Source organism: Staphylococcus microti, assembly GCF_000934465.1.
In the GTDB taxonomy this organism is placed as follows: Bacteria; Bacillota; Bacilli; order Staphylococcales; family Staphylococcaceae; genus Staphylococcus; species Staphylococcus microti.
The window spans coordinates 63,685-90,490 of sequence record NZ_JXWY01000042.1; the positions used below are offsets into that span (position 1 = coordinate 63,685).

The 26,806-nt window shown below is 37.6% G+C and carries 28 protein-coding genes; 11 read left to right on the top strand and 17 right to left on the bottom strand.

The genetic code is table 11. From position 1 onward, the window contains the following. Window positions 1–54: 54 nt before the first annotated feature. The 3 genes from TP70_RS07360 to TP70_RS07370 all read left to right on the top strand — a co-directional run bounded on the left by TP70_RS07360 (window position 55) and on the right by TP70_RS07370 (window position 2,950). Entirely contained in the window at window positions 55–567 is a 513-nt protein-coding gene (locus TP70_RS07360) for a methylated-DNA--[protein]-cysteine S-methyltransferase (protein ID WP_044360666.1), read from the top strand. Beyond that, window positions 560–1,792, top strand: a complete 1,233-nt coding sequence (locus TP70_RS07365; RefSeq protein WP_044360667.1) for an acetylornithine deacetylase — start codon at window positions 560–562, stop codon at window positions 1,790–1,792. Before TP70_RS07360 ends, TP70_RS07365 begins: the two co-directional genes overlap by 8 nt. Before the next feature lie 207 nt (window positions 1,793–1,999). After that, window positions 2,000–2,950: a glycosyltransferase family 2 protein gene (locus TP70_RS07370; protein ID WP_240626964.1), complete on the top strand. Its 951-nt coding sequence runs from the start codon at window positions 2,000–2,002 to the stop codon at window positions 2,948–2,950. A gap of 54 nt (window positions 2,951–3,004) precedes the next feature. Here the strand turns inward: TP70_RS07370 and TP70_RS07375 are convergent, their stop codons facing one another. Continuing rightward, window positions 3,005–4,099, bottom strand: a complete 1,095-nt coding sequence (locus TP70_RS07375) for a hypothetical protein (RefSeq protein WP_044360668.1) — start codon at window positions 4,097–4,099, stop codon at window positions 3,005–3,007. Window positions 4,100–4,103: 4 nt separating this feature from the next. Next, a complete protein-coding gene (locus TP70_RS07380) occupies window positions 4,104–5,345 on the bottom strand; it encodes an ATP-grasp domain-containing protein (RefSeq protein ID WP_044360669.1) in 1,242 nt (413 codons plus the stop codon). Between the two features lie 204 nt (window positions 5,346–5,549). Between TP70_RS07380 and TP70_RS07385 the strand changes: the two genes are divergently transcribed. Then, window positions 5,550–5,774: a hypothetical protein gene (locus tag TP70_RS07385; protein WP_103369421.1), complete on the top strand. Its 225-nt coding sequence runs from the start codon at window positions 5,550–5,552 to the stop codon at window positions 5,772–5,774. Window positions 5,775–5,826: 52 nt separating this feature from the next. On the opposite strand, the gene TP70_RS07390 is transcribed toward TP70_RS07385, so the two are convergent. From TP70_RS07390 to groES, 5 genes are all read right to left on the bottom strand, one after another. Next, window positions 5,827–6,627 carry a MetQ/NlpA family ABC transporter substrate-binding protein gene (locus TP70_RS07390; protein WP_044360671.1) on the bottom strand — a complete coding sequence of 267 codons (801 nt, stop codon included), beginning with the start codon at window positions 6,625–6,627 and terminating at the stop codon, window positions 5,827–5,829. Between the two features lie 173 nt (window positions 6,628–6,800). Beyond that, window positions 6,801–6,920, bottom strand: a complete 120-nt coding sequence (locus TP70_RS12720; RefSeq protein WP_218018516.1) for a DUF4176 domain-containing protein — start codon at window positions 6,918–6,920, stop codon at window positions 6,801–6,803. Continuing rightward, window positions 6,913–7,599 (bottom strand): hypothetical protein, encoded by a 687-nt coding sequence (locus tag TP70_RS07395; protein WP_044360672.1) that lies wholly within the window; start codon window positions 7,597–7,599, stop codon window positions 6,913–6,915. Before TP70_RS07395 ends, TP70_RS12720 begins: the two co-directional genes overlap by 8 nt. 284 nt (window positions 7,600–7,883) lie before the next feature. Next, complete coding sequence (gene groL, locus TP70_RS07400) at window positions 7,884–9,503, bottom strand: chaperonin GroEL (protein WP_044360673.1); 1,620 nt, start codon at window positions 9,501–9,503, stop codon at window positions 7,884–7,886. A 40-nt stretch (window positions 9,504–9,543) separates the two neighbouring features. Continuing rightward, window positions 9,544–9,831, bottom strand: coding sequence for a co-chaperone GroES (gene groES / locus TP70_RS07405; RefSeq protein WP_044360674.1), 288 nt, complete (start codon window positions 9,829–9,831; stop codon window positions 9,544–9,546). Between the two features lie 174 nt (window positions 9,832–10,005). On the opposite strand from groES, the gene mroQ reads away from it, so the two are divergent. Next, window positions 10,006–10,758: an intramembrane glutamic endopeptidase MroQ gene (gene mroQ, locus TP70_RS07410; protein ID WP_044360675.1), complete on the top strand. Its 753-nt coding sequence runs from the start codon at window positions 10,006–10,008 to the stop codon at window positions 10,756–10,758. Window positions 10,759–10,832: 74 nt separating this feature from the next. Here the strand turns inward: mroQ and adhP are convergent, their stop codons facing one another. After that, window positions 10,833–11,849: an alcohol dehydrogenase AdhP gene (gene adhP, locus TP70_RS07415; RefSeq protein WP_044360676.1), complete on the bottom strand. Its 1,017-nt coding sequence runs from the start codon at window positions 11,847–11,849 to the stop codon at window positions 10,833–10,835. 222 nt (window positions 11,850–12,071) lie between these two features. Next, window positions 12,072–12,992 carry an SdrH family protein gene (locus TP70_RS11815; RefSeq protein ID WP_103369423.1) on the bottom strand — a complete coding sequence of 307 codons (921 nt, stop codon included), beginning with the start codon at window positions 12,990–12,992 and terminating at the stop codon, window positions 12,072–12,074. A gap of 275 nt (window positions 12,993–13,267) precedes the next feature. On the opposite strand from TP70_RS11815, the gene TP70_RS07425 reads away from it, so the two are divergent. After that, on the top strand, window positions 13,268–14,074 hold the full coding sequence (locus tag TP70_RS07425; protein ID WP_044360677.1) for a carbon-nitrogen family hydrolase: 807 nt from the start codon (window positions 13,268–13,270) through the stop codon (window positions 14,072–14,074). Window positions 14,075–14,331: 257 nt separating this feature from the next. Here the strand turns inward: TP70_RS07425 and TP70_RS13000 are convergent, their stop codons facing one another. Beyond that, window positions 14,332–14,409: a delta-lysin family phenol-soluble modulin gene (locus TP70_RS13000; RefSeq protein ID WP_142381183.1), complete on the bottom strand. Its 78-nt coding sequence runs from the start codon at window positions 14,407–14,409 to the stop codon at window positions 14,332–14,334. A gap of 498 nt (window positions 14,410–14,907) precedes the next feature. Then, window positions 14,908–15,099, bottom strand: a complete 192-nt coding sequence (locus TP70_RS07430) for a hypothetical protein (RefSeq protein WP_044360680.1) — start codon at window positions 15,097–15,099, stop codon at window positions 14,908–14,910. Between the two features lie 483 nt (window positions 15,100–15,582). On the opposite strand from TP70_RS07430, the gene TP70_RS07435 reads away from it, so the two are divergent. From TP70_RS07435 to agrA, 4 genes are read left to right on the top strand one after another with little or no spacing between them, the layout of a single operon-like run. Then, window positions 15,583–16,149 carry an accessory gene regulator AgrB gene (locus tag TP70_RS07435; RefSeq protein ID WP_044360682.1) on the top strand — a complete coding sequence of 189 codons (567 nt, stop codon included), beginning with the start codon at window positions 15,583–15,585 and terminating at the stop codon, window positions 16,147–16,149. 2 nt (window positions 16,150–16,151) lie between these two features. After that, window positions 16,152–16,289 carry a cyclic lactone autoinducer peptide AgrD gene (gene agrD / locus TP70_RS12005; RefSeq protein ID WP_084207673.1) on the top strand — a complete coding sequence of 46 codons (138 nt, stop codon included), beginning with the start codon at window positions 16,152–16,154 and terminating at the stop codon, window positions 16,287–16,289. 38 nt (window positions 16,290–16,327) lie between these two features. Continuing rightward, window positions 16,328–17,620 (top strand): quorum-sensing sensor histidine kinase AgrC, encoded by a 1,293-nt coding sequence (gene agrC / locus TP70_RS07440; protein WP_411914112.1) that lies wholly within the window; start codon window positions 16,328–16,330, stop codon window positions 17,618–17,620. A gap of 12 nt (window positions 17,621–17,632) precedes the next feature. Continuing rightward, on the top strand, window positions 17,633–18,349 hold the full coding sequence (agrA, locus tag TP70_RS07445) for a quorum-sensing response regulator AgrA (protein ID WP_044360686.1): 717 nt from the start codon (window positions 17,633–17,635) through the stop codon (window positions 18,347–18,349). A gap of 56 nt (window positions 18,350–18,405) precedes the next feature. Here the strand turns inward: agrA and TP70_RS07450 are convergent, their stop codons facing one another. The 6 genes from TP70_RS07450 to TP70_RS07475 form a co-directional block, all read right to left on the bottom strand. Next, window positions 18,406–19,353: a carbohydrate kinase family protein gene (locus TP70_RS07450; protein ID WP_044360687.1), complete on the bottom strand. Its 948-nt coding sequence runs from the start codon at window positions 19,351–19,353 to the stop codon at window positions 18,406–18,408. Then, complete coding sequence (locus tag TP70_RS07455) at window positions 19,346–20,839, bottom strand: sucrose-6-phosphate hydrolase (protein WP_044360688.1); 1,494 nt, start codon at window positions 20,837–20,839, stop codon at window positions 19,346–19,348. The genes TP70_RS07450 and TP70_RS07455 overlap by 8 nt, the downstream gene beginning before the upstream one ends. A 17-nt stretch (window positions 20,840–20,856) precedes the next feature. Next, on the bottom strand, window positions 20,857–21,846 hold the full coding sequence (locus TP70_RS07460; RefSeq protein ID WP_044360689.1) for a LacI family DNA-binding transcriptional regulator: 990 nt from the start codon (window positions 21,844–21,846) through the stop codon (window positions 20,857–20,859). A gap of 265 nt (window positions 21,847–22,111) precedes the next feature. Then, window positions 22,112–22,336, bottom strand: coding sequence for a sulfurtransferase TusA family protein (locus tag TP70_RS07465; protein ID WP_044360691.1), 225 nt, complete (start codon window positions 22,334–22,336; stop codon window positions 22,112–22,114). A 20-nt stretch (window positions 22,337–22,356) separates the two neighbouring features. Further along, the gene (locus tag TP70_RS07470) at window positions 22,357–23,439 is read right to left on the bottom strand and encodes a YeeE/YedE family protein (protein WP_044360692.1); all 1,083 of its coding nucleotides are present in this window, start codon (window positions 23,437–23,439) and stop codon (window positions 22,357–22,359) included. 220 nt (window positions 23,440–23,659) lie between these two features. Beyond that, entirely contained in the window at window positions 23,660–24,310 is a 651-nt protein-coding gene (locus tag TP70_RS07475) for a redox-sensing transcriptional repressor Rex (protein ID WP_044360694.1), read from the bottom strand. 154 nt (window positions 24,311–24,464) lie between these two features. Between TP70_RS07475 and TP70_RS07480 the strand changes: the two genes are divergently transcribed. Continuing rightward, complete coding sequence (locus TP70_RS07480; RefSeq protein ID WP_044360695.1) at window positions 24,465–26,417, top strand: ABC-F family ATP-binding cassette domain-containing protein; 1,953 nt, start codon at window positions 24,465–24,467, stop codon at window positions 26,415–26,417. Window positions 26,418–26,806: the final 389 nt, after the last annotated feature.

Genomic DNA, 26,806 nt, shown 5'->3' on the forward strand with positions numbered 1-26,806 from the left:
TCGTCTGTCTCTTTTTCTCATACTTTACAACTTGCACAGAGGAGCTAGAACAACATGTACTTTTATTATCAACATATTGAAACACCATTAGGACGCATGACAGCTATCGTGAATGATCATGCGCTTTTAAGTTTGTCGTTTACTGACTCAAAAGATTACGATACAGCTTGGGCAAAATTCGAGCACCTTGGTACGCTGACACAAATTTTGACACACCCTATCATTCATCAAATTGCCAACGAACTTGAAGCCTATTTTCATGGAACGTGTCAGCAGTTTAAAACACCTGTTGACTATGTCATTGGGACACCTTTTCAACAAAGTGTGTGGCATGCTTTGAAACAACTAGGCTATGGGGAGCAAGTGACGTATAGTACGATTGCTACGGCGATTGGCAAACCGAAAAGTGTCCGCGCTGTCGCATCTGCCATTGGACTGAATCCCCTATCAATTATCGTTCCTTGTCATCGTGTCTTGCGAAAAGATGGCCGTCTCGGTGGTTTCAATAGTGGTATTCATCGTAAAAAATATTTACTTACACTTGAAGGAGGACGTTGGCATGAATGACCGACATACTGAAATATTGGAAACATTGATTGCACATCCGACTGTTAGCCCACCAGCACGTAATACCGTTCCACTCCAAAATCAAATCCAACAATGGTTATGTGCAATCGGCTTTGACGTCACACAAATTCCTTTTTACGATAACGACAGTATTATTGTCGCAACGTTAAAAGGACGTGATGCGGACGCACCGAAATTAATTTTAAACGGACATATTGATGTCGCCGAAGTTGAAGACACACGTTATTGGCATACGAATCCTTTTGAATTGGTCATTAAAGACGAGTATTGTTACGGTCGTGGCGTAGCAGACATGAAAGGCGGTATCTCCGCACTCATTTATACGTTAGAACAACTTCATAATGAAGGGATGCAACCTAAGGGCGACATTATCGTTCAAATCGTTGCAGGTGAAGAAGTTGGCGAAGCAGGCACAAAAATCGCCTGTGAACATTCGCCACAAGCAGACCTTGCCCTTGTCTTAGACACGAGCGATGCCATTGCTATGGGTCAAGGCGGTGTCATTACTGGTTGGATTACGATTGAAAGTGATGAAACCATTCATGATGGTGCCAGAAGTCACATCATTCATGCAGGTGGTGGACGTCACGGTGCGAGTGCCATTGAAAAAATGATGAAAGTCATCCAAGCTTTACAAGAGTTAGAACGCCATTGGGCTGTCACGAAATCGTATCCGGGCATGCCGGCTGGCGCGAATACGATTAATCCGGCCGTTATTCAAGGCGGTCGACACCCTGCCTTTATAGCCGACAAATGCGAATTATGGATTACAGTACATTATTTACCTGATGAAGATTACGAGACTGTCATACAAGAAATTGAAAATTATTTGGACCAAGTGGCGCGCAGTGATCTTTGGTTACAACATCATCCGTTACAATATCGTTGGGGCGGGTCATCTATGATTGAAGATCAAGGTGAAATATTCCCAAGCTTTACACTTCCAGAACATCATCCCGGTTTCAAACTACTCCAAGATGCACACCATTCCATTCATAAACAACCACTCCAAACAACCATGAGTACCACTGTAACCGACGGCGGTTGGACGGCATATTTCGGTATACCAACCATTCTATACGGCCCAGGTAAACTTGATGAAGCACATGGTACGAATGAAAAACTGAAACAATCCGAACTTGAACAATTTACAGATGTTTTATATCAATTTTTAAAGAAATGGTATAAACAACCAAGAAAATAACATTACAGTCCGTATCATACGTAAAAACAATTTTTCACCTTTTATTATTTTATAAAAACAAAAAGAGAGACGAGCACTTCACTTCATACCCTATGTATGCTAATATCAAAAGTGGTTATACACATATAATTTATATGTGACAATAGAAATAAATATGACAACTATTGTTAAGACTCAAGAAAAATAATGAATGAATCTAGGTGACTTATGACTAAGAAAGTATCTATTATTGTTCCATTGTACAATCGCGAAAAAACGATAGGACGCTTATTACAAAAAATCCAAAATCAAACATTTGATCTCAATCAAGTAGAAGTGATTGTTTCTGATGACTGCTCAACGGATAGCTCAGTCGATGTCGTTAAAACATTTGTGGACAAAATCCCACACTTAGTAATTCTTGAAAGTGAAACGAATTCAGGTGGTGCATCCATTCCGCGAAATAAAGCATTAGATGTAGCGACAGGCGAATGGGTATTATTTATCGACTCCGATGACTATATTACAGAACATTCATTAGAAGATGCGTTGGCAGCTGCAGATCAATACGGAGATGAAATGATTTGTTTACCATATTTTAGAGGAGAAAACAGTACGAGACCAATTAGCCGTTCTGCATTTTCATTTCCTCAAACAATTGGTAACTTACAATTTGAAAATACAAAATTATTTAATACGTTAAACGTTATTAGCAAGTTAATTAAACGTGACATTATTGAAGCCAACAACATTCGCTTCCCTGCTGGTATTAAAGTCCGTGAAGACAACTGGTTCTTAATGCAAGCATATAGTGTCGTAAATGGCATTACAGTACTCGGTAACGAAAAAGACTATTATTTCTACGAGCAACAAGATGAAGTCGCATTGACACATCATTCAAAGACACCGCCGAGAGATGCTGTAAAAATCTATATCGCTGTGTATGACTTTATTATGAAACATCCACAAATTCCACATTCACGAAAAGTAACGTTACTGACAATCTTTTTAAACCGTTACACAAACATGATTAAACGTGGACAATACGCACCCGTTCGTTTCTTTGATCATACAAAAGATACGTTAAAAGAAATGCTGGATAATCCACATGCGACAAAAGATACGATTGCTTTTATTAACAGTTTGTTCGCAGGTGACTATGATCAATACCGTTCGTAATAAAGCGAAACGACCCATAACGCTCAGACTTATGAGACGTTGTGGGTCGTTTTTTTAAGCTTTGATGTGTTTATGATTAGCATTCAGTAATAGTAATAAAATAATTAAGAGCAAGAATGGCGCTAGCCAAACGTAAGCAATATCTATCATTCCTAAATAAATACTAATAGCAAGCACTGGTAGTCCGAATGCATTACCGATTGAATAGATTTTCTTCACGGTATGACTTGCATATTGTACAACGATGATTTTTCTAAACATAATTCTCGCGCCACCAAAAGCAATACCAAACAATAACATCAATAACAAGCGTATCAACAGCACTTCATCAAAGACGTACCACAATAACGGTATTGTAAGACTCATTAACAGAAATACAATCCCCCATTTATGCGATAAAAACTTGCTAAGCAACATACCGATGACTGCCATACCAATGCCTAACATACTATCTAAAAATGCAACTTCATATATCTTTCTGTGATAGTAAGAAGTATAAATGGGTAGCATGAAATTGATTGTCCCGAGTATCGGCCACATTAACATACCGATAACATAATGGACTATTTTAACTGATTCCGTTTTTCCTGAAGTTTCTTCTGTCGCCATTTTTGAATTTCCGACCGCTTTTGTCATCAGGAATAACACTAAATATGCCACACTTGATAAAATAAAAATAATGCGTAGGTTTAGAAAACCTGTAAGTAATGTGATAAATAACGGTCCTATCATTAAGGCAACTTGGTTCACTGTCATGGATAGCGAGCTATATTTATTAATATATGTTTCATCTTTGCCTTCAACAAGTTCAGAAAACCAAAATTCAAAACTTGTCTCTAACACAAAGAAAATAATCCATAAAATAAAGTTGCTTAAAATTAATAACGGTGTATCCGTATATAAAAATGACATGATGAATACTAAACCAAAGATTAATAGAAAAGCATACTTAGTCAACGCACTTCCCGATGAATTCTTAAATATCGTATTAATAATGATGGGAGTAAAAATGGCTGGCACAAATGATAGTACTGTCGCAATCGCTAAATCTGTTGCCGACTCGGGATCTGCTAATTCCCAGTTAATGAGTAGAATCAATCCACCACAAATGAACCGATACAATGCTGTAATCATAAGATACCTAGTCATACGTTCACTCTCCATAATTAAAGATACGTTCTGCTAAGTGCTTACTTTTCTCAATATGACGGAATGTTTTAGTTGTTGGCAGTTGTGAGAATGTAAATTGCACTATACCTTCTCTACTACTCCAATTCTCAGGATTCCCTGCAATATCTCCTACTTTTTTAAGGAGATTTACACGGACAATCTCTTTATCTGCAGAAATATCTGGATAATTAATCTGTTTGATTTCACCTAAAGGCGCTTTTAAAAACGCAATAGCAGATGTTTGTGTTGGTTTAAATTCATAGACATCTTGTATTTCATTGTTTAAATACATCGCAATATGTAATTCATATGGATTGATACCATAAGATGATTCAATTAAATCCATAATTGCATCGCCACCCGGTCTTGCAGCAGCCTCAATCACAAATAATTCTTGTGCTTTCACTTTAATTTCAACATGTGCAACACCTCGATCAATGCCGAGCGCCTTACATGCATCTATTGCTAATTTATTAATGTGCATATCGTTATAGCGGTGGCTTGGTACAACATGCCCCATCTCTGTAAACCATGGTTTCGGTGACAAATACTTTTCCGTCACTGTGATGACTTGATAAAAGTCTTTGCCACATAATACTTCAACAGATACTTCATCATCACTTTCAATATATTCTTCCATTAAAAATTCATTTTTCGACACTTTAAATGCGTCCGCATACTTCTCCATGACTTTTTGAGATTGTGCATACGCATCTAAACATTCCTCTAAATTATTTGCTAAATAGACACCGCCACTACCACCAAAATCAACAGGTTTAATAATGACTGGAAATGAAAATTCTTTGGCTAATGTTTTTAATTGTGCCAAACTCTCAAATTTTTTAGACTTCGCTGTTGAAACACTATGCTGTGTAAATAAGCGTTTCATTTCATATTTACTACGACACGCTTCAACGACTTCTTGTTTTAAATAAGGCAATCCATATGTTGCATTCAATTGATTGGCTACTTTTAATGTCCAATCATTGAGCGGCACAATCGCTTTCGGTTCATAGCCTTTTATCTTATATTCATCAATTTGTTTTTTTAACGCATCATAATTTAACGGATCGGCATCTAAGCAAAAATCAAAATAAGCATTATAGTGATATTTAGCATTTTTGATTGCTGTCCATACTTGAAAATCCTCTACTGCTTTTCCACCTGCATAAGACCTTTCGCGCAAAAACTGCTCAGCACCTAATAATAGTAAATATTCTGTCATTTTAATCCTCCAATGTTTAATGTTTATAATTAAATACTAACAAAAACACGAATTACATGGAAGTATTTTTTTAAAAAGTACGTTATTCAAACGCTTTCTCAATCATGATTTGTATTTAATATATTCTTCAAAATCAAAATTACGAATTCAAAAACACCGCCGAGAGACGCTGTAAAAATCTTTATCGCTGTGTATGACTTTATTATGAAACATCCACAAATTCCACATTCACGAAAAGTAACGTTACTGACAATCTTTTTAAACCGTTACACAAACATGATTAAACGTGGACAATACGCACCCGTTCGTTTCTTTGATCATACAAAAGATACGTTAAAAGAAATGCTGGATAATCCACATGCGACAAAAGATACAATTGCTTTTATTAATAGTTTGTTCGCAGGCGACTACGATCAATATCGTTCTTAAAAAATCGACCCACAACTTACCAAAACTGGTGTGTTGTGGGTCTTATATATGACTAAGGCACTTTCCAATAATCATCTTTATTTTCTTCATCTAATACTTTTTTGAAGCCTTCTGATTGGTATGCTTCTTTAATATCTTTTACCCATTGTTCATCTTTATTCTTACTATTTACAACAACTTGAAGATATAAATCATCAACTAAGTCTTCTTTTAATAACCCTTTAGCAGGATCTACCTTTGAAGCATAGACAATAGAACCCGGGATTACAGCATAATCTACTTCATCTAAAATTCTAGGAATATTTGCTGAATCCATTGTTTTAATATTTAAGTTTTTTGGGTTTTCAGCAATATCTTTTTCAGTAATTTTAATGTCATTTTTATCTGCATCTAATTGAATCCAACCAGCTTTTTCTAATAATCTTAATGCTCTTGCTGTGTTAGATGGATCTTGTGGTATTGCAATGGTATCTCCTTGCTTTACACTATTAAGATCATCATTTCTATTTGAAAAAATTTGTGCAGGTACGGTTGGAATTTTAGTGATATTCGTTAGCTTTGCATCTCTTTCTTTATTAAACGTATCCATATAAGCTTTATGTTGATCAACGTTCACATCTACACTACCTTCTTGTAATGCAACATCTGCTTGTAGCAATTCAGAAAAACTTTTATCTTTAACCGTATAGCCTTTGTCTTCTAATTCAGGTTTGATCCCTTTTAAAAATAATTCACTATAAGGTCCTGGCGACGTTGCGACAGTAATTTCTTTTTTGTCTTTTTCCCCATTCCCACATGCAACCAATACTACCGATAAGACGAGCATCAATAACAATAAGCTATTTTTCTTCATAAACGGTCCCCTTTCTAATTCCGACTATTATTGTATGTTTTAAAGATATCATATCACTTAAAGTAGAAAAGTCAATAAAGATTATCATGATGACACATATGCGAGACTCACTTATTGCCACAACTGAAAAAACCCACAACTTCCTGTGTTTGAAAAGTTGCGGGTGCCTATATTTAACTCATCTCATCATTATCATCATAGAGATAGGCACGATTGACAATCATCAAAGGGATTTCTCCCGTTTCTGTCAGAACAACACTGCCAATTGGTAAATTATCATTTGTTTTATTCATTTTGAAGTTCTTTCGTTTTACGTATGAGTTTGATGTAAATAATATGTTTTAAGATAAGATTCCATAGTAAATTGGGAATTAAAGATACGAGAAAACTCGTTGGAATCAGAATTGACAAATAACCATATGTGTAATTGGAAAGCGCTTCTGGATTTAAATATTCGTAGTAAAATAATGGTACACATAATAGCGTAACAGTGGTGGCTAAATAAGTTCCTAAATAAGGAATCTTAACGCGATCTCCTCCGATATTTTTTCTAATCGCAAAGTCAAACATGTTTACAAAATAATCGTGTTGTCTCTCCAGACTAGGTTCTTCCTTAGCAATTGGATCACGAACTCTTATGGCAAGCATCAAAGCTTCAAAAGCCAGAAATAAAACAATACCGAGAATGATTGGCGCATATCGGTCTATTTTAGAAGATAAATCTATATCTAAAATAGGAAAATAACGCGTTAACATCAATAGTCCTGCAACCGTTAAAGGGGATAAAACAGAAGAAACCATTAACAGTGTAAAGGTTAATTGTTGTTGCTTGCTAATTGTTTCTTTAGTGGCGTGGCGCCATGTAACCTTTCCTGTCCATACATCATACTCTGCCGAATAACCATCGCCATTCAGCCCAGAACCCATTCCATTGTCAATGGGAAATAATAGTGTTCTTAATATCATTACCATCGCATACGCCACCTTAATTTTCAGGTTTATTATTTTGATTCAATTTATTTCTTTTTCATCACAAAACTTCAAAGAGTCTTTAAGCATAACCTAATAATTTTGAATATTTCTATCTTCATTAAAGTCCAGTATAGCAAATTTCAATAGCATAAAAAAACTACCTCCCATAAAAATTAATTTACAATGGAAAGTAGTTATATTTTTATACATTAATTAAAAAGTAGACCACTTCTTAATTATCTTTATTCATTTGATATTTCACTTGTTTCTCAGACTGTCTCAGCCTACATCATGCCTGGCATTCCGCCCATTGGTGGCATGTCGCTACCTTTGTCTTCTGGAATGTTTGCGACAACCGCTTCAGTTGTTAAGAACATTGCAGCAACGCTCGCAGCATGTTGTAATGCTGAACGTGTCACTTTTGTTGGGTCTACGATACCTGCATCTAACATGTTAACCCATTCATCTGTTGCGGCATTGTAACCGACACCTTGTTCTGCATTTTTCATTTGTTCTACGATCACAGAACCTTCAAGACCCGCATTTTCAGCGATTTGACGTACAGGTGCTTGTAATGCTTTCAACACGATGTTAACACCTGTTGCGATGTCGCCTTCCGCTTCAATTGCTTCAATGTCTTTGTAGATGTTCATCAATGCTGTACCACCACCTGCAACAATACCTTCTTCCACTGCTGCACGTGTTGAGTTCAATGCGTCTTCAATACGTAATTTACGTTCTTTCAATTCTGTTTCAGTCGCTGCACCTACTTTGATAACGGCAACGCCACCTGCTAATTTCGCAAGGCGTTCTTGAAGTTTTTCACGGTCAAAGTCTGAATCTGTTTCGTCGATTTGTGCTTTTAATTGGTTTACACGTGCGTCGATATTTGTTGGGTCTCCATTACCGTCAACAACTGTTGTGTTATCTTTTGTTACTTCGACTTTGCTTGCTGTTCCAAGCATGTCGATAGATGTTTCTTTCAAGTCTAAGCCAAGGTCATCTGTAATGACTTGTGCACCTGTTAAAATGGCTAAGTCTTCTAACATCGCTTTACGACGGTCACCAAATCCCGGTGCTTTAACTGCTACTGCTGTGAATGTACCACGCATACGGTTAAGCACAAGGTTCGTTAATGCATCGCCTTCTACTTCATCAGCGACAATTAAAATTGGACGGCTTGATTGAACGATTTGTTCCAATAACGGTAAAATGTCTTGGAATGATGAGATTTTTTTATCTGTAATTAAAATATACGGATTTTCTAATTCTGCAATCATTTTGTCAGAATCTGTTACCATGTATGGTGACTGGTAACCACGATCAAATTGCATCCCTTCTACAACATCAAGTTCTGTGTTGAAGCCATTTGATTCTTCAATTGAAATAACACCGTCGTTCCCTACTTTTTCCATTGCTTCTGAAATGTAGCGACCGACTTCTTCATTTGCTGCAGAAATCGCACCGACTTGGGCAATTTCTTCTTTATTCTCAACTTTTTGAGAAATGTCATGTAATGCTTGCACGGCCACTGCAACTGCTTTGTCGATACCTTGACGGATACCTACTGGGTTCGCACCACTTGTGACATTCTTAAGTCCTTCTTGAATCATTGCTTGTGCTAATACAGTCGCTGTTGTTGTACCATCACCGGCAATTTCGTTTGTTTTATTTGCGACTTCTTGAACGAGTTTGGCACCCATGTTTTCATATGGATCTTCAAGTTCAATTTCTTTCGCAATGGTTACACCGTCATTAGTAATTAATGGTGCGCCAAATTCTTTATCTAATACCACATTGCGCCCTTTTGGCCCAATTGTTACTTTAACAGCATTTGCTAGTTGATCGACGCCGCGTAACATCGCTTGGCGTGCATCTTCTGAAAATTTAAGTTCTTTCGCCATTTATTTTCACTCCATTATATTGTATGTTTTGCTTTATCATTTATGCTTCAATAATTGCCAATACGTCTTCAGCATCTAATACAAGATATTTCGTATCATTGCGCTTTACTTCTGTGCCTGCATATTGTTGGAATACAACACGGTCACCTACTTGTACTTCAGGTGCGACGCGTTGACCGTTGTCGAGTAAACGACCTGGTCCTACTGCAACAACTTCACCTTCGTTTGAACTTTCTTTCGCTGAATCTGTTAAGACAATACCACTTTTCGTTGTTTGTTCTTGTTCTTTCTTTTCTATAACAATACGGCTTCCTAATGGTTTTAACATTTGATTGTGCCTCCTTATGTTGAAACGCTATTTAGCACTTATCAACATCAAGTGCTAATACAAGACCAATAATAATCAAATTTGGTCAAAATATCAAGCAGAACGCTTTTAATGTTTGTTGAATACGACAGAATCCTTTAAAATGAGTGTGGAGTAGAAGGAGGTTTCTAACGGATGAATCGAATTGTTGTTTCAATTTTAACGGTTGTCCTGTATATGACAGCATTGTTTTCACCTAATCTTGCACTCAATATCGGATGGATTGACGCGCAAACTGCAACGGAACAACTGCGACAAGTGACATATATTCAAGTGGTAGCATTTGTGACAGCTGCCATACTTATTTTAGCGATGCAACCACTGATTAAAAATCCATATCGCTTTGAAACAGAACCGAAAGAACAAAAGCGATATATCGTCGTGTGGATATTAGTCGGTCTTGTCATTGTATTTATCGCACAAATTATTACAAACTTACTCAGTACATATTTTCTTGGTGTCAACCCAGCAAGTGAGAACACGTTGCGTATTATGCGTATCGCACGTCAAATGCCAATATTGATTGTGTTAATTGCGATTGTTGGACCATTACTCGAAGAATTTGTCTTCCGTAAAGTGCTATTCGGTGGCATTTACAACGCACTGAAAACACATAAAGCTGTGAAATTCGCCATTGCGACAACAGTGAGTTCTGCCATTTTTGCCGTTGCACATATGGATTTAACACATTTTGCGGTGTACTTCGTGATGGGCGTTATCTTTTCAGCCTTTTATATTTATACAAAACGCCTCAGCATTGCGATTGGGATTCATATGACACAAAATGCGCTTGTGGCACTCATTCAATTTTCCATTCCTGAAGATGTGATGCGTAAAGCGATCGAACAAGCACAATTGATATACTATGTCATGATTCAATATATGTAACGAAAAGGACTTCACTCTGATTACAGTCAGAACGAAGTCCTTTTTCTATTTATTTCAATTGTAATGGTTGTTTATTATTTAGAAAAGTCGAGTACTTTACGTCCTTGAATTGTACCTTTTTCCATTTCTTCAAATACTTTTGGTGCATCGTCAACAGATACTTTTTCAACAACTGGTACGACAAGACCTTGTGCACCAAATGCGAATGCTTCTTCTAAGTCTTTACGTGTACCTACTAAAGAACCTACAACACGAATACCGTCAAGTACTGTTTTAACGATACTTAAGTCCATATATTCAGATGGTAAACCTACTGCTACTACAGTACCACCTGCACGCACACTGTCGATTGCTTGGTTGAATGCAACTTTAGATACCGCTGTTACAACGACACCATGACAACCGCCTGTTTTTTCTTGAATGTAAGCACCTACGTCTTCTACTTCTTTACCGTTAACGATAATGTCAGCACCGACTTCTTTCGCTAATTGTAATTTATCATCATTAATATCAATCGCAACAACTTGTGCGTTGAATACTTTTTTCGCGTATTGAACGGCTAAGTTACCTAAACCACCTGCACCGTATACCGCAATCCATTGACCCGGTGCTGCGCCTGCTTCTTTAATCGCTTTATAAGTCGTTACACCTGCACATGTAATAGATGATGCTTGAGCAGAATCTAAACCGTCTGGTACTTTAACTGCGTAGTCTGCTGTTACAACCGCATATTCACTCATACCACCGTCAACACTGTAACCTGCGTTTTTAACGCTACGACATAATGTTTCACGGCCCGTTGTACAGTATTCACAGTGACCACAGCCTTCAAAGAACCAAGCGATAGATACGCGATCGCCTACTTTAAGTGATGTCACACCTTCACCGATTTCTTCGACAATACCGATACCTTCATGGCCTAAAATACGACCTGGTACTTCACCAAAGTCACCATGTGCTACGTGTAAATCTGTGTGGCACACACCACAACAGTCCACTTTGACAAGTGCTTCCCCATGTCCGATTGTTGGCATTTCATGTTCTACAACTTCAACACCAGTACTTTCTTTATTTACGACAACTGCTTTCATATTTAAAACCTCCATCACTTCAAATTTTCAAGGATTTATTCATTACACTTACATTGTGATTAATTTCACAATTTTTGTCAAGCATTTCATGATATTTTTCTGAAAATTGTTATTACAAAAATTTTATTTTGTCAAATTTAAGTTGTCATCCAAAAAGAATGATATTCAGAGCGTTTTAAACCTCATAATAAAAGCATTGTTCATCGTATTATAAGTCGTGTTCTAGTGTTCTCTGCGTTGAACTAAACGATATAATGCGCCTGCAAGCACGATACCAATTAGTCCAGAAATCAACCATTTATAGCTACTATTTTTTGATTTTTCCTTCTGTCCATTATCATCGTCTACTTCAGCTGATGTCGTATGCAGCTGATCTTGTTTAATTTGTTGTTCTTTGTCTTCTTGATGATGTGACGCCATTGATTTGCTATCTTTTTTCTTTAAATCTGGCATTGCACCAATCTCTCCAGCGATTAATCCCAACACTTGTTTATCGAGATTTTCATAATAACCACGTGCCGATAGTGGTTTAAATGATTGAAAACGAAAATAATCTGATTGTTTTTGCATACGATTTAAAAACTGGTTCTGTCTGAATGTTGCTTTTTGACCGAGTGCTTGTATCGAAGCATCGTCCGTATGCCCTTGTGTATGCAGATGTTGCGCGATTTCTGCAGCTACTGGATTGTATTTAAAGCCACTATTTATATTTGCCACAGCTGACGGACCATGACCAGTTGGCGTTTGCGCACCCGGGTTGTGTTGTGGTGTATACGTCCCTTCACCTTGCTGTGTTTCTGAAGATGGCGGATGATTCACCGTACTGTTCCCTTCTGTTTCTCTGCCTCCTTGCGTTGGTGGCAAAGGATTTTCCGTTTCAGGAGATGACGGATCTTCTTCTATAACATCATTTTGCTGTTCCGATTCAATTTCTTCTGACGCATCAGACTCTTCGTTCTCTTCATCAGTCGGTGGGACAGCTTCTCCAGTGTCGATGGCCGGCTCATCCACAGAAGGGTGCATCTCTTCTGTGGACGTATCAGACGACGGTTCCTCTTCGTGCTGTGTAGCTGTCGTATCCTGCGTACTTGTCTCAGCGTGTACGGGTACTTGTAAGGCACCTATTAATAGTAGCGATGTCATACTTGTAGCGACGTATTTCCTTATAAACGTTTGAGACATCGTAAACAGTCCTTTCTTTTTTGTTGAATATTTAAAAACTGGGGCTAGCGACTTTATAAATAGTCACGCATCATAAAAACGCCCATTTGCCTTCCACATTATAATGGTTTTTCATTTCAAATACTACCAGTTCTCAAAACAACATGCCTATTAAAAAGGATAAACACATACAGACTTTGATAATTATCCGATTATTTAGTAAACTCGACTTATAAGAAATGCTAGGAGTGTTTATGATGAAAATTCAATTATTGCAATTTAACATCACACCCGGAAATGTTACGCATAATGAACAAAAAATAGCGTCCCTTTTTGAGACATCTATAGATACTGACACAGATGTCGTTGTGCTTCCTGAAATGTGGAATAATGGTTATGCGCTTGATGAACTTCAAAGTAAAGCAGATCGTCGTTTAACACGTACGATACCTTTTCTACGTCAACTTGCACAACAATATGATGTAGACATCGTTGCAGGTTCGGTCTCCAATCATCATGGAGATGGACTGTATAATACCGCACTCACAGTCAATCGTTCAGGAAACCTTGTGTACCATTATGACAAAATACACTTAGTTCCGATGTTGGATGAGCCACGCTACTTAAACGCTGGTGATAACGTGCCATACACTTTTACTTTATCAGATGGAACACCTGCTTCACAAATCATCTGTTACGATTTACGCTTTCCAGAGTTATCGCGTTACCCTGCTGCAGAAGGTGCCAAAGTCATCTTTTACGTTGCTCAATGGCCTGCTGTACGTTTAAATCATTGGCGTCAACTACTACAAGCACGTGCCATTGAAAATGATATGTATGTGGTTGCTGTGAATACTTGTGGTTCAGATGGTAAGACAACGTATGCAGGTCATTCAATGGTCATCGATCCGAATGGCGACATCATCGCTGAAGCAGACGATACAGAAACAGTTTGCACAGTGACACTCGATTTATCAAAAGTTGATGCACAACGCCAAGCGATTCCTGTGTTCGATAATATGCGACCTGATGTTTATCGTTACGCACAACAGAATACACAATAACCACATAATCAACTAATAAAATTTGCGTAAAAAAACAGGCAAGATTGGGAGGCTTGCCTGTTTTTTTCGTATTAAGGGAATGTAATGAATTTCAAATATTATCACAGTTTTTCATATGATATGGTTGGGGAAGTTTGAAATATAGAGCAAAAAGCTGATATTTCATTACGCCGTACTGTAATCAATATGGAAACTTGGGATTTCATATTGCCCATAGTATACGGTCGTAAATGTAAACCAGCACGAAACCCTCAAGATTACTTAGTAAACTTTTTAACAGTTTCAGCAATAAGTTTTACAAATTCTACGATAGTACCTACGATATCTGCTACCATTATTGCCACCTCCTATATAATATATGAGACAAATAATCATGAAATGTTTTAACTTTAATGTGTTATATGCGCGAAGAATACAACATTAAGCTAAAACCACACCTTAGCAACGCCTCTCACATGATTGCGAAGTAGGAATATGACCAAAGTGATTATGGTTATATTACAACATGTTTTGAAGGCTTTTTGGGCGTTAGTGCCTACTTTGTTGTTTTGAGTGCGTAACTGTTCACTTTTTTATGTCGAAATAAAGAGATTCTCATTTTTTCAACAGTTAGGCATTGAGATTTAACACTTAGGCAAAATTTGATATTTTACCTAGTCAATGTCTGTCAAAACAAGATCAAAATCGAGCATATCAAAACTTTTATTTTCACACTAAATATTGTTTCTTAAGAAGTTATATGCAAACGCATTGAAGAAATAGCTTAGTTGTACATCATTTAGCCCTATAAATTGACACTTTTAAGCGTCTAATCTATAGGGCTCATTTAAAAATTAGTATTCTTTTTGATCACGCTTATATTTATAAAAACTTAATAAGTAAAAAATATAAGCGATATAAATAAACATATTACTTATCACGACTTGATATGTTTTAATGTTGCCGAATTTTATACTGATGATTGTCCATGACACGATTAACACAAGTAACAACACACCAATCCAGATATTGAAAAGTTTTTGCATCATATCACCTCTAATTATTAGCTGAAAGTTGTGCCACCGTTGACAGTACCTGGTAAGGTTACAATTCCTGCTCTGTTGTTTTGAATACGTAACTGCTTTTCTTAACAGTTAGGCACTGAAGTCTGACACTTAGGCAAAAGCTATTTTTAAGCACGGTTAGTCTATTTCTTTTGATTATGTTATTTACCACATGGTTTAAGGCTGCTTTAATATATCTGAAATAAAAAACGCACATTTACAGCGTTATGGCTGTGCGAAATAAGACATACTTACTATTTCTTCCTTTTATATATATACCTTAAATTTTAAGTTTTTGTAAATTATTGCCTAGATTGATGTTTTGCGCACTTAACTGTTATATTTTTGTGTTAAAATTGCTTTGTAAACGTTTTTTCGACAGTTAGGCACTGAAACCGAACAGTTAGGCAAAAAGCGACTTTCATAAGAATTTATCATTTATAATATGGCTAAGGAGGAAACGAAGTGCAAATCATTGATAACGGTATTGAGTCACTGGCTCGTAAAATACAACAACATCAAAATTTGGACCATATCGACTTTCTCAAAGTACGATTAGGCATTCAAATCGTTGCGATTAACTTTTTCAAAGCAATCGTTACGTACGGACTTGCACTCCTCTTAAATACCATTTTATACACACTAACTGTTCACTTAAGCTATATCTTTGTGCGCCGATTTTCACACGGTGCCCATGCAAAATCTTCACTGATGTGTCATATCCAAAATGTACTGTTGTTCGTTTTGGTGCCATTCGCTATTGCACATTATGAGATACCGTTTCGCTATATGTTCGTCTTGTCGGTCATTGGATGGTTGATTGTCGTCATCTATGCACCGGCTGCTACGAAAAAGCAACCGATTAAAGAATCTCGTAAGCGTGGTTTAAAAATCAAGTCCATCGTTATAACAACGATCGTCCTTGGTATAGCCCTTGTCGTTCCGGCACCTTATCAACAATTAATATGCTTTGGCGTTACACTTCAGGCGGTAACACTATTACCTATATTTTTCCCTAAGGAGGCAGATTGAAAATGAACATTTTAGATGCGATTGTTAAATTTTTTGCTAACTTATTCAAAGCGATTGGTAATTTCGGCTGGATTAACACATGCACGCACTTCTTTGACGAGCCAGAAATTCCACGCGAACTTTTAGAATTAGACAAATAAGTCTCTATTATAATTAGAAAGTGTGTATAAAATTGGAAATGATTCATATCGCGATTTTGACTATTTTTCAAGTTTTTGTTTTCTTTTTAGTGACGCATTTAATTTTAATCGACAAACCAACATACACACGAAGGGATTACCTCTCTATTCTTATAGGGATAGTAGTCCCTTCTACTGTTTTGTTTCTATTAATTGGAAAAGCAACTCTGTTCTTTATTTTGATATATTTCCTTGTATTCTTTTATAAAAAACAACGGATGATTGGCATTATTAGCGTATTGTTAAGTGTCCTTATCCTGATTTTGAGTGACTTTTTATCCACATTATTATACGAATATTTAACATCTCATCATACGAATTTTTATTTACGCCAAACAATATATGCCTTAACTTTTGTTTCTGGTGCGGTTGTGTTTGCTGAGTTGTTCCGTTTTTTAATGCGACTCTTACGCATTTCATGGCTATATGTAAATAAACTGTATCTCGTATTACTCGCAACGATGCTTATGGCGTTTTTTATTTTAATTGACGTCTTTACGCCTGCGAAAGTGCGTTCCATTGAAGATATGAGAGCCATCGCACTCGTTATTATCGTCTATTTTATCGCATTCGCTATACTCGTTATTATTATTTCAATTACCGCATCTCGAGAGTTAACGTATCGTCGTAATAAACAAGAAATTGAAGATTACTACAAATACACGTTACAAATTGAAGAAATTAATAACAACATGCGCAAGTTTCGCCATGACTATATTAATATTTTATCTACTATGTCTGAGTATTTGCGAGAAGATGACTTAGAAGGTCTTAAACAGTATTACGAAACACACATCCACCCTATTAAACATCACTTTGAAAATACGACACTTAAATTAAACGGTGTTGAAAAATTAAAAATCCGTGAAATTAAAGGTATGATGACGACGAAAATCATTCAAGCGCAAGAACATCACATACAAATTAGCGTTGAAGTGGCTGATGAAATTACGCATATTAACATGCCGATTATTGATTTGAGTCGCGTTCTCGGTATCATTATGGACAATGCGATTGAAGCCTCTTTAACGGTAGAAGACCCAATGATTCAAATTGCTTTTATTCAAACTGAAACTTCTGTTTTGATTATTGTGATGAATAAAGCGCCTGAAAATATGCCGAAGTTACACACATTATTTGAAGAAGGCTTTTCTACAAAGGGACCAAATCGAGGGCTTGGCTTATCAACTTTGAAAGAAATTACGGATAGTACGGACAATGTTTTATTAGATACAACGCTTGAAAACAATTACTTTACGCAAAAATTAGAAATTATGAACGCTGATGCATAGGGGGTAAATTGTATGAAAATATTGATTTGTGAAGATGATCCAAAACAGCGTGCGCGTATGGAATCCATCATTAATCAATATATTATGATTGAAGAAAAACCGATGGAAATTGAAATTTCGACTGACGATCCATACGAACTGTTAGAAGCGTCTAAAAATATGACGGATATTGGCTGTTACTTTTTAGATATTCAACTAGAATCTGATATTAACGGTATTAAAGTCGGTAGTGAAATTCGCAAGCATGATCCGATTGGCAATATTATCTATGTGACGAGTCATAGTGAATTGACCTACCTGACGTTCGTCTATAAAGTCGCTGCGATGGATTTCATTTTTAAAGATGATCCGGATCAACTGCGCAAACGCGTTTTTGACTGTCTAGAAACAGCGTTCAATCGTTTGAATTTACTCACGAAAGAAGAAGCGGTTGAAACTTTAGAGTTGAAAAGAGGAAGTGGCTCGGAATATGTACATTACGATGATGTGATGTTTTTTGAGTCATCGCCTAAATCACACCGCCTTATTGCGCATTTAGACAATCGACAAATTGAATTTTATGGTAATTTAAAAGAACTCACACAAGTTGATCAGCGTTTCTTCCGCTGTCACAATAGTTTCGTGCTGAATCGCCACAATATTGCCAATGTGGATCCAAAAGCACGAACGGTTCATTTTAAAAATGGCGAACTGTGTTATGTATCTGTGCGCAATATTAAAAAAATCTAAGTAGTATACGAAAAGCCTAGCGACGCATAATCCCCTGCGATACTAGGCTTTTCTATTTATAATTCTTCACGTGTTGGTAAACTTGATAATGCGCCGTATTGTTGTACGACGTGTCCCGCAACTTGGTTCGCAAACGCTAAAATCGCTTGTCCATCTGTTTTTAACGTTTCAATCGGTTGTACAGAAGCTTGCATTAATTCTGCAATAACAGCACCGATAAACGCATCACCAGCACCAGTCGTATCCACCACATCAACCGCATTCGGACGTGCGGTATAAGTTGTGCCATCTTCAAATATAAGGCTGGCACCTTCCCCACCTTGCGTGTAAATCACAGCTTTCACTCGTCCTTGAAACAGTGATTGTAATGCTTGTTGTTCATCTGAGATTTGTGTAATAAATGACAATTCTTCATCCGAAATTTTAACAATATCTGCATGTGGGATAAATGACTGGATTGTCTGTTGATATGCTTGGTGATCCTCCCACAATGGCAAGCGGACATTTGGATCAAACACAACTGTCGCCCCGACTTCATGCGCCTTCGTTAACAATGCTTCGTGCGCTTCTTTCATTGGGCTGTCAACTAACGCAACCGAACAAAAATGAATCATGTCGCCTTTGCACAATGGTATGCGTGCAATATGTGCCGGGTCGTACAACATATCTGCACTCGGTTTACGATAAAATGAAAAGTCACGCTCCCCACTTGCGGTCAAACTGACAAACGCCAATGCGGTATTCGCAACATCTGTACGTTCAATCCACTGTGTATCAACGTTGAGTTGCGCAAGTGTTTCAACGATACGGTCGCCAAAAGCATCATTTCCAAGTTGTGTAATTAAATGACTATGCCCTGTCAGTTTTTGAACAGCAGCCGCGACGTTACACGGTGCGCCACCGACTTGTGGCATAAAACCATTCACATCTTTTAATAATTGATCACGTTCTGTCGGTATAAAATCAATTAATGCTTCGCCAATCGCATAAAACGCCTTAGTCATCTTGATTCGCTCCTTCGATGTCATACTTCGTCATTTTCAAATATACTTGTCCTGAATCTGTCGCTACTTTAATTTTATTGGCAGTTGTTTTTGGGAAAATACGTGATGTCAGCACACGTTCGCCGTCATTACAAAAGACTTCAATACTTGATGTATCAACAAAAATACGCAGTTGTTGTAATGGTGTGTCCAATTGTGTTTGACGTGCTGTTCCTTCTACCGGCGTTGGTAGCAGACCACTATCAAATCGCTCTAATTTAATGCGTTGCGTATCCGTTTCATAACGAATGACCGTCGCTTCATCTTTAGACGCACGCAAATGAAATTCTATCGCTGACGCTTCATTGTCCAAAATATCAATAACCAACTCGTATTGCTCGCCTTCATATGGATGCAATTGTTTTAAAAACTTATTCGCATAGCCTAGTGCTGTCTCTCGATTCGCACGTAAGCGACGCAAGTTCATATGTGGCTTTTGTTTTAGCTTCCCATCTTCTATAACAAGCGTTCTCGGCAATGTTAAGCAATGCGCCCAACCTTCGTTATCAGTTGGGTAGTTCGTATCAGGTAAGCCCATCCAGCCGATCATTACACGACGCTGTGCCTCATCCGTCAGTGTTTGTGGCGCATAAAAATCAAAGCCGTTATCTAGTTCAACGAAGTCACCATGCGTCATTTCTAATGTTTCAAAGTCTAACTCCCCAATAATGTATCCACTTTGATAAATATTTTGGAAACAATCACCAGATGCTTCAAGCCCTTGTGGTGAGAAAACAAGCACATCTTTGCCATTTAATTGGAAGTAATCTGGACATTCCCACATATAGCCAAAATCTGTTAATGCTGTTTTAATTTCGCCTTTAAACACCCAGGGGCCTTCAGGTCGTTCCGCTTCATAAAGTACCGCACAACCCGTTTCATTCGCACGTTGCGCTCCAATAATCGCGTACAATTTACCGTCTCTTATAAACACTTTAGGATCTCTAAAATGTTGTGTGTACCCAGCTGGTGGATTCATAATAACAGGCGGTAACAACTTTTCAACCTCGCCCGCTTCATTCACTTTCGCAATTATTTGCGTACTCTCTCGTTCCCACGCTTCATTGCGATGATTCGCTGTATACATATAATAAAGTGCCCCTTCAAATTCAAACGCACTGCCACTATATACGCCGTGGCTATCATATTGTGTGTCAGGTTTCAATAAAATACCATCATGTCGGTAATGTACAAGATCCTTACTCTTATAATGATCCCAATACTTTAAACCGTGGACAGTGCCTAGTGGAAACCACTGATGTGCGATATGATATTCACCATTAAAATAAATAAGACCGTTCGGGTCATTCAATAATCCTGTTGACGGCTGGATATGATACGTTTGACGATAGCGAGACTTTTCAACAGTCTCTTTCAACGTTTCCATTTCTTCTGCCGTCGCATCTTCTAATTTGCGATAACGTTCATCACGTGTCCATTCTTTCATTTGTTAAAGTAACCTCCTTATGTATTGGTAACGGTTCCATTGTTGTAAAATAAAAACTGTTGCGCTGTTGGCAATACATCTAAAATATGTGTCGTTTTTTCATCTTTGTTCGCTAATTGTTTAAACAAAGCTTGTACAGCTATTTGTCCTGCATGTTCATATTGATAATAAATGGTATGTATCTTAGGATGAACAATATCTGTCGTAGGGTCTCCACCAAAACCACCAATAAACGGCGTAAAAGTAATTGACTCACTCATAATAACACGATAGAGTGCCAAAGCGATTGTATCAGTCGCACCAATATATGCAGTATCCGCTTGTAATACGAGTTGTTGCTCAATCTTATTCAAAGCTTGGTTATAATCGAATGCGGCTTGATGCATCTCAACTTCAATGCCTGCTTCTTTTAACGTATCATATAGTCCTTGGTAACGTAAATGCCCCACTGCCTCATCTTCGTCAGGCACCCCCGCATAATACACATGTTGATAGTTTTGTGCGATAATGCGTTGCGCCATCAATTGACCTGCTTGCAAATCATCATGGTAAATTGCACTTAAATGCGCATGCGTTTGACCGATGAGAATCACTGGCACAGACATCGATGCTATTACTTCCATATGCGCATCGGTAATCGCTGTCGCCATAAACAGCACACCGTCTACTTTACTACGTTGAAATGAACGTAGCGCTTCTAATTCTTGCTTCATATCGCGTTCTGTCAGCGTCAATAACATCTGATAGTTTTGCGTTTCACACGTTTTTTTAATCCCTTGAACTGTACTTGCAACCGCATATGAATTCATACGTGGAATAATGACCCCTAGCAACTTCGTCTGTTGCGCTCTTAAACTTTGGGCAAATTGGTTAGGGGCATATCCATGTGTTTCAATCACTTCTTGGATTTTTTGCTGTGTTTTCGGACTGACAGAGCCATTATTTAAATAACGTGACACTGTACTTTTAGATACGCCAGCTAACTCAGCAATATCTTTTATGTTCATCTATTCCACCTCACTATATCAACTGCTATTCTATCACAAACCACCATGAAAATTCGCTAAAAGTTATTCACAAAACACATCAACTTTTCCGAGTTGTGACAAGTCTTCACAATTAGAAAATGATTGCCCATTCTGTTGTATGTTCGAGAAAAATAATGTGATGAGAAACCGAAGTAATCCACTATATTTCTTGGTAATGAACATACGAAAAAAGACTGATGCCATATTTTTCAACATGAATCAGTCTCTTTACGCTTTTATAATGCTATGCTTTCTGAATCGTAATCGTCCATGAAGCATCGCCAAGTTGCTCATAATTTGTAATGGGATAGCTTTGTTCCGCTGCCCAATTTGGAATGGCTTCCGTTGCTTGCGTACAGTCGAAGTCAATTTTCAACTCGTCACCGACAGCTAACATTTCCATTTTCTTTTGTGCTTCTATTAATGGAAATGGACAAACCATCCCCACTGTTCCTAATTCGTATACCATGTGATACACTCCTTTATTGATTATGCATTAACTGATTGTGCACGCACAGATTGTGATTGTCGACGTGCTTCACGCAATGGTTTGACAAATAAGAAATAGCTCATAAACCATGTGCCTAAAATCATAGAGGCTAAACCAATCCAACCTTGCCATGACAATGCGGCTGTCGCAACAAGACCATTACCGATTGAACATCCACCTGCAATCGCAGCGCCGAAGCCCATGCATGTACCGCCTATCGCACTGTTACGAATTGTTTTCACGTCAGGCAAACGCCATTTAAATTCATGAGACCCTTTTGCGGCAATATATGAACCGACAAAAATACCTAATACGAGAAATACGCCCCAATCCAGTGCGCTCGTATCACCTGATGTCAAAAACTTCACAATGTGTGCAGAAGGTGTTGTAATCCCTAAGCCACCTTCACGTCCTGTTGAACTGCTCATTGGCCAAGCAATCATCGCAATGAGACCAACTGCAATTGCCGCTACGAATGGATGATAACGACGTTCAAATAATAGGTGACGAATACCTGTGTAACGTTGTTTTAGTTTCGGAATTGCAATCGTTGGTTTTGGTTTTCGTAACGTTTTTACAACGAAAAATGTAGTAATCGCAATGAGTCCAATTAACCATATCCAACTAGGAATACCTGTTGATGTAGATATATCTGCATTAGCGACTGTAAAGCCTTTTAAACGTTCATTCAATGGTGCTAACACACCGAATTTTGTAATGGCCGCAAAAAGTGCGTAAAAGCCTAACGCAATCCAGCTACCAATCAAACCTTCACCTGCACGATAATATGTTCCTGTTGCACATCCCCCTGCTAAAATGATCCCTACACCGAAAATAAATGATCCGACGATGGTGCCAACGATTGGAAATGTGCCATTATCAATTGTAATGAAACCTACACCTTGTAGCGCAAATATACCCACCGCTTGAATCGCAATCGCAACGAGTAATGCATAAAACATTTTGTTGTTTTTTTGCACGTACATATCACGAAAACCACCTGTTAAGCAAAATCTTGTACGTTGCATTACAAAACCAAGTAACAATCCAACAATAGAACCGCTAAAAATTGTCCAAAGCATTGTATAACCCCCTTATATCCGACTAATATGATAGGATTATATACAATAAATTCTGACAATGCAAGCTGAATTTTGAATTTTTCACATTCGTTTACGTTTCTAAGCCGAATAAAAGCACGTTTCCCCCTCATCGACGGCATAAAAAAAAACCTCAAAATTCGTAGTTAGAATTTTGACGGCTTATTTTATCAATCCTATATATGATCTATGTCTAAGGTGTCTATGCCTTTAATGTCGCACTATAGTTTTTCATGAAGAATAATAATGATTGTAACTCTACCCCTAAGTCGATTTGATGAACTTGTACCGATTGTGGCACTTGTACACGTTTCGGCGTAAAGTTAAGAATCCCTTTAATACCAGCATCTACTAATTCATTCGTCACATCTTGTGCAGCAGATCCCGGCGTCGCAATAATTACGACTTCTAGCTTTTGTTTTTTTACGATTTCTTTCATCTCGGACATCGGTTTTACTGTAACATTACCGATGGATTCACCGATTACTTCTGGACGTATATCAAATGCTTCTGTAATTGTCATATCATCATGGATGGAAAAGTTGTAAGTGATCAGTGCGTGTCCAAGGTTTCCGACACCAACGATACCGATGCGAATCTCTTCTGCGTCACTGAGTTCTGATTTGAAGAAGTCTAGAAGGTTGTCAATGTTGTAGCCATATCCCTTTTTGCCGAGCTCACCAAAGTAGGAAAAATCACGTCGAATCGTTGCAGAATCAATGTTTAAACCTTCACTGATTGCTTTAGAATTAACACGATTTTCACCTTTATCTTTCAATGAATTCACAAAACGATAGTATAAAGGCAGGCGTTTTAAGGTCGCTCTTGGAATTTTCGTTATTTCTTTCGCCATTTTACAATCCTCCAAAATTATTTCTAAAAACATGTGATGCATTTCACAGCTTAGCATTCTTATTATAACCGACTTTCAGCGAGAAAGAAACATTAATGATTTGATAGGTAAATACTTTATTGTACAATGTAAGAGAATGAAAGGAGTATGCCCCATGATATTAATGCAGTTAAGTCAAATCTCGAAATCTTTTGATGGTGAACCGATTTTTGACAATGTAAACTTTGAAGTAAAAACTGGCGAGCGCATCGGCATTGTAGGGCGCAACGGTGCTGGCAAATCTACGTTGATGAAGATTATAGCTGGTGTCGAAAACTATGAAGATGGTCATATTTCTAAAATTAAAAATTTAAAAGTTGGCTACCTCACACAACAAATGACGTTAAACACAGAAAATACAGTGTTTGACGAAATGTTACAACCTTTTGTCCATCTGAAACAACTCGGCGAGAAAATGCAAGCAGAAACAGATTGGCTTGCGCAACATGCGGATCGCTACGAGACGGATGACTATCAAGAACATATCAAACGTTATGAAAGTCTTTCAAATGATTTTGAAAAGCAAGGGGGCTATGACTACGAACGTAAAATTAAAACCGTGCTCAATGGTTTAAACTTTACAGAAACCGACTATACACGTCCGGTCAATGATTTCAGCGGTGGTCAAAAAACACGGTTATCACTTGCACAAATGCTTTTACGTGAACCGGATTTGTTGCTACTAGATGAGCCGACCAACCACCTTGATATGGAAACAACAGCTTGGTTGGAAGATTATCTTAAATTTTTTAGTGGTGCGATTGTCATTATTTCTCATGACCGCTACTTTTTAGATAAAATTGTCACGCAAATTTATGATGTATCACTTGGAGAAGTAAAGCATTACGTTGGGAACTATGCCAAATTCATCGAACAACGTGATTTATATTATCAGAAACGCCTTGCTGAATATGAACGTCAACAAGATGAAATTAAACGACTTGAAACGTTTGTCGAGAAAAACATTACACGTGCTTCAACAAGTGGCATGGCAAAAAGCCGACGCAAAGTTTTAGAAAAAATGACGCGCATCGAAAAACCTATGTTGGACGCTAGAAGTGCTGATATTCGTTTCGACTTTGATCGCAATACGGGTAATGATGTCATGCATATTCGCCAGCTTGAAGTCGGCTATCAAACGCCAGTTACACAACCGATTAACTTAGAAATTACGAAAGGCGACCACATCGCCATTATCGGACCAAATGGAATTGGTAAGTCTACATTGATTAAAACACTCGCCGGTCGTTTAGATGCCCTATCCGGCAGCATCGTGCCAGGCGCAAACTTGAAAATTGGTTACTACGATCAAAAACAAGCTGAATTCCGCTCGAATAAAACGATTTTAGATTACGTTTGGGATCAATACAGACATATGCCTGAAAAAGATGTACGTGCGGTACTTGGTCGCTTTCTTTTCACACAGGATGATGTCCAAAAGATTATCAATGATCTTTCAGGTGGCGAAAAAGCAAGACTTCAATTAGCATTGCTTATGCTTGAACGCAACAACGTATTAATTTTGGACGAACCGACTAACCATCTAGATATCGATTCTAAAGAAATGTTAGAACAAGCATTGCGTAACTTTGCAGGCACACTCATTTTCGTATCACACGATCGTTACTTTATTAATGAATTGGCAAACAAAATTTTTGATTTAGACGCTAACGGTGGCCATATTTATCTAGGTGATTATCAATATTATCTTGAAAAACTGGAACAGCAACAAGCATTGCAAACACATGCTGACGCACAAAATAATCCTACGCCTAGTGCAGCGAATCATCAGTCAGAACAAGAAGCAACCTATGCTGATTTAAAAGCGTTGCGTCGTGAAAAACGTAAGTTAACACGACAAATTGAAGAACACGAAGCTGCGATTGATACGTATGAATCACGACTGGAAGAAATTGATGCAGCAATGACAGACCCAGCAGTGATTGATGATTATGAACAAATTCAAGCACTTGCAGAAGAACGAACAACTATCGAACAGCAACTAGAAGAAACAATGACAAAATGGGAAGAATTACAAATTTTAGTCGCTGAAATGGACGACAATTAATGGAAGATGTGCAGGAATTTTCTGCCATCTTTTCTTTTTTTATTCACAACAAAAATCCCGTTATTACAACTATCCACAAAGTTATTCTAGTTATCCACAAGTCGAAATGTGTGTATTTCCCCTATTTATCCACAAAAACAACAGTTATTCACGATTTATTAGCAACTCATCCCCTTTTTGTTAACAACTTGTGCATAAGTACGTACGTTCCCTATTGACTTTTAAATTTAATGTCGAGATCGATTTAAATCAGAAAATTGAGACTGAGACAGATTTCGTAGTTTTGTAGAAATCCTTCGTCATTCCGATTTTTTCGGCTTATGTTTCTTATTTCTCAGTCCGTATACGATTGTTGTTAGCCCTCGGCTTTAAAAACTTGTCGTTAGACT

What these genes read in the sequence shown, in the direction of transcription:
- TP70_RS07380 (WP_044360669.1), bottom strand. Translation starts at nt 5,345, where the DNA reads ATGACAGAATATTTACTATTATTAGGTGCTGAGCAGTTTTTGCGCGAA.
- groES (WP_044360674.1), bottom strand. Translation starts at nt 9,831, where the DNA reads ATGTTAAAACCATTAGGAAGCCGTATTGTTATAGAAAAGAAAGAACAA.
- TP70_RS07430 (WP_044360680.1), bottom strand. Translation starts at nt 15,099, where the DNA reads ATGCAAAAACTTTTCAATATCTGGATTGGTGTGTTGTTACTTGTGTTA.
- TP70_RS13000 (WP_142381183.1), bottom strand. Translation starts at nt 14,409, where the DNA reads ATGGTAGCAGATATCGTAGGTACTATCGTAGAATTTGTAAAACTTATT.
- TP70_RS07480 (WP_044360695.1), top strand. Translation starts at nt 24,465, where the DNA reads ATGATATTAATGCAGTTAAGTCAAATCTCGAAATCTTTTGATGGTGAA.
- TP70_RS07395 (WP_044360672.1), bottom strand. Translation starts at nt 7,599, where the DNA reads ATGGTAATGATATTAAGAACACTATTATTTCCCATTGACAATGGAATG.
- groL (WP_044360673.1), bottom strand. Translation starts at nt 9,503, where the DNA reads ATGGCGAAAGAACTTAAATTTTCAGAAGATGCACGCCAAGCGATGTTA.
- TP70_RS07475 (WP_044360694.1), bottom strand. Translation starts at nt 24,310, where the DNA reads ATGGCGAAAGAAATAACGAAAATTCCAAGAGCGACCTTAAAACGCCTG.
- TP70_RS07425 (WP_044360677.1), top strand. Translation starts at nt 13,268, where the DNA reads ATGAAAATTCAATTATTGCAATTTAACATCACACCCGGAAATGTTACG.
- agrD (WP_084207673.1), top strand. Translation starts at nt 16,152, where the DNA reads ATGAACATTTTAGATGCGATTGTTAAATTTTTTGCTAACTTATTCAAA.
- TP70_RS07455 (WP_044360688.1), bottom strand. Translation starts at nt 20,839, where the DNA reads ATGAAAGAATGGACACGTGATGAACGTTATCGCAAATTAGAAGATGCG.
- TP70_RS07470 (WP_044360692.1), bottom strand. Translation starts at nt 23,439, where the DNA reads ATGCTTTGGACAATTTTTAGCGGTTCTATTGTTGGATTGTTACTTGGT.
- TP70_RS07450 (WP_044360687.1), bottom strand. Translation starts at nt 19,353, where the DNA reads ATGACTAAGGCGTTTTATGCGATTGGCGAAGCATTAATTGATTTTATA.
- TP70_RS11815 (WP_103369423.1), bottom strand. Translation starts at nt 12,992, where the DNA reads ATGACATCGCTACTATTAATAGGTGCCTTACAAGTACCCGTACACGCT.
- TP70_RS07365 (WP_044360667.1), top strand. Translation starts at nt 560, where the DNA reads ATGAATGACCGACATACTGAAATATTGGAAACATTGATTGCACATCCG.
- mroQ (WP_044360675.1), top strand. Translation starts at nt 10,006, where the DNA reads ATGAATCGAATTGTTGTTTCAATTTTAACGGTTGTCCTGTATATGACA.
- TP70_RS07460 (WP_044360689.1), bottom strand. Translation starts at nt 21,846, where the DNA reads ATGAACATAAAAGATATTGCTGAGTTAGCTGGCGTATCTAAAAGTACA.
- TP70_RS07360 (WP_044360666.1), top strand. Translation starts at nt 55, where the DNA reads ATGTACTTTTATTATCAACATATTGAAACACCATTAGGACGCATGACA.
- TP70_RS07385 (WP_103369421.1), top strand. Translation starts at nt 5,550, where the DNA reads ATGAAACATCCACAAATTCCACATTCACGAAAAGTAACGTTACTGACA.
- TP70_RS07390 (WP_044360671.1), bottom strand. Translation starts at nt 6,627, where the DNA reads ATGAAGAAAAATAGCTTATTGTTATTGATGCTCGTCTTATCGGTAGTA.
- TP70_RS07370 (WP_240626964.1), top strand. Translation starts at nt 2,000, where the DNA reads ATGACTAAGAAAGTATCTATTATTGTTCCATTGTACAATCGCGAAAAA.
- TP70_RS07375 (WP_044360668.1), bottom strand. Translation starts at nt 4,099, where the DNA reads ATGACTAGGTATCTTATGATTACAGCATTGTATCGGTTCATTTGTGGT.
- adhP (WP_044360676.1), bottom strand. Translation starts at nt 11,849, where the DNA reads ATGAAAGCAGTTGTCGTAAATAAAGAAAGTACTGGTGTTGAAGTTGTA.
- agrC (WP_411914112.1), top strand. Translation starts at nt 16,328, where the DNA reads ATGATTCATATCGCGATTTTGACTATTTTTCAAGTTTTTGTTTTCTTT.
- agrA (WP_044360686.1), top strand. Translation starts at nt 17,633, where the DNA reads ATGAAAATATTGATTTGTGAAGATGATCCAAAACAGCGTGCGCGTATG.
- TP70_RS12720 (WP_218018516.1), bottom strand. Translation starts at nt 6,920, where the DNA reads ATGAATAAAACAAATGATAATTTACCAATTGGCAGTGTTGTTCTGACA.
- TP70_RS07465 (WP_044360691.1), bottom strand. Translation starts at nt 22,336, where the DNA reads ATGGTATACGAATTAGGAACAGTGGGGATGGTTTGTCCATTTCCATTA.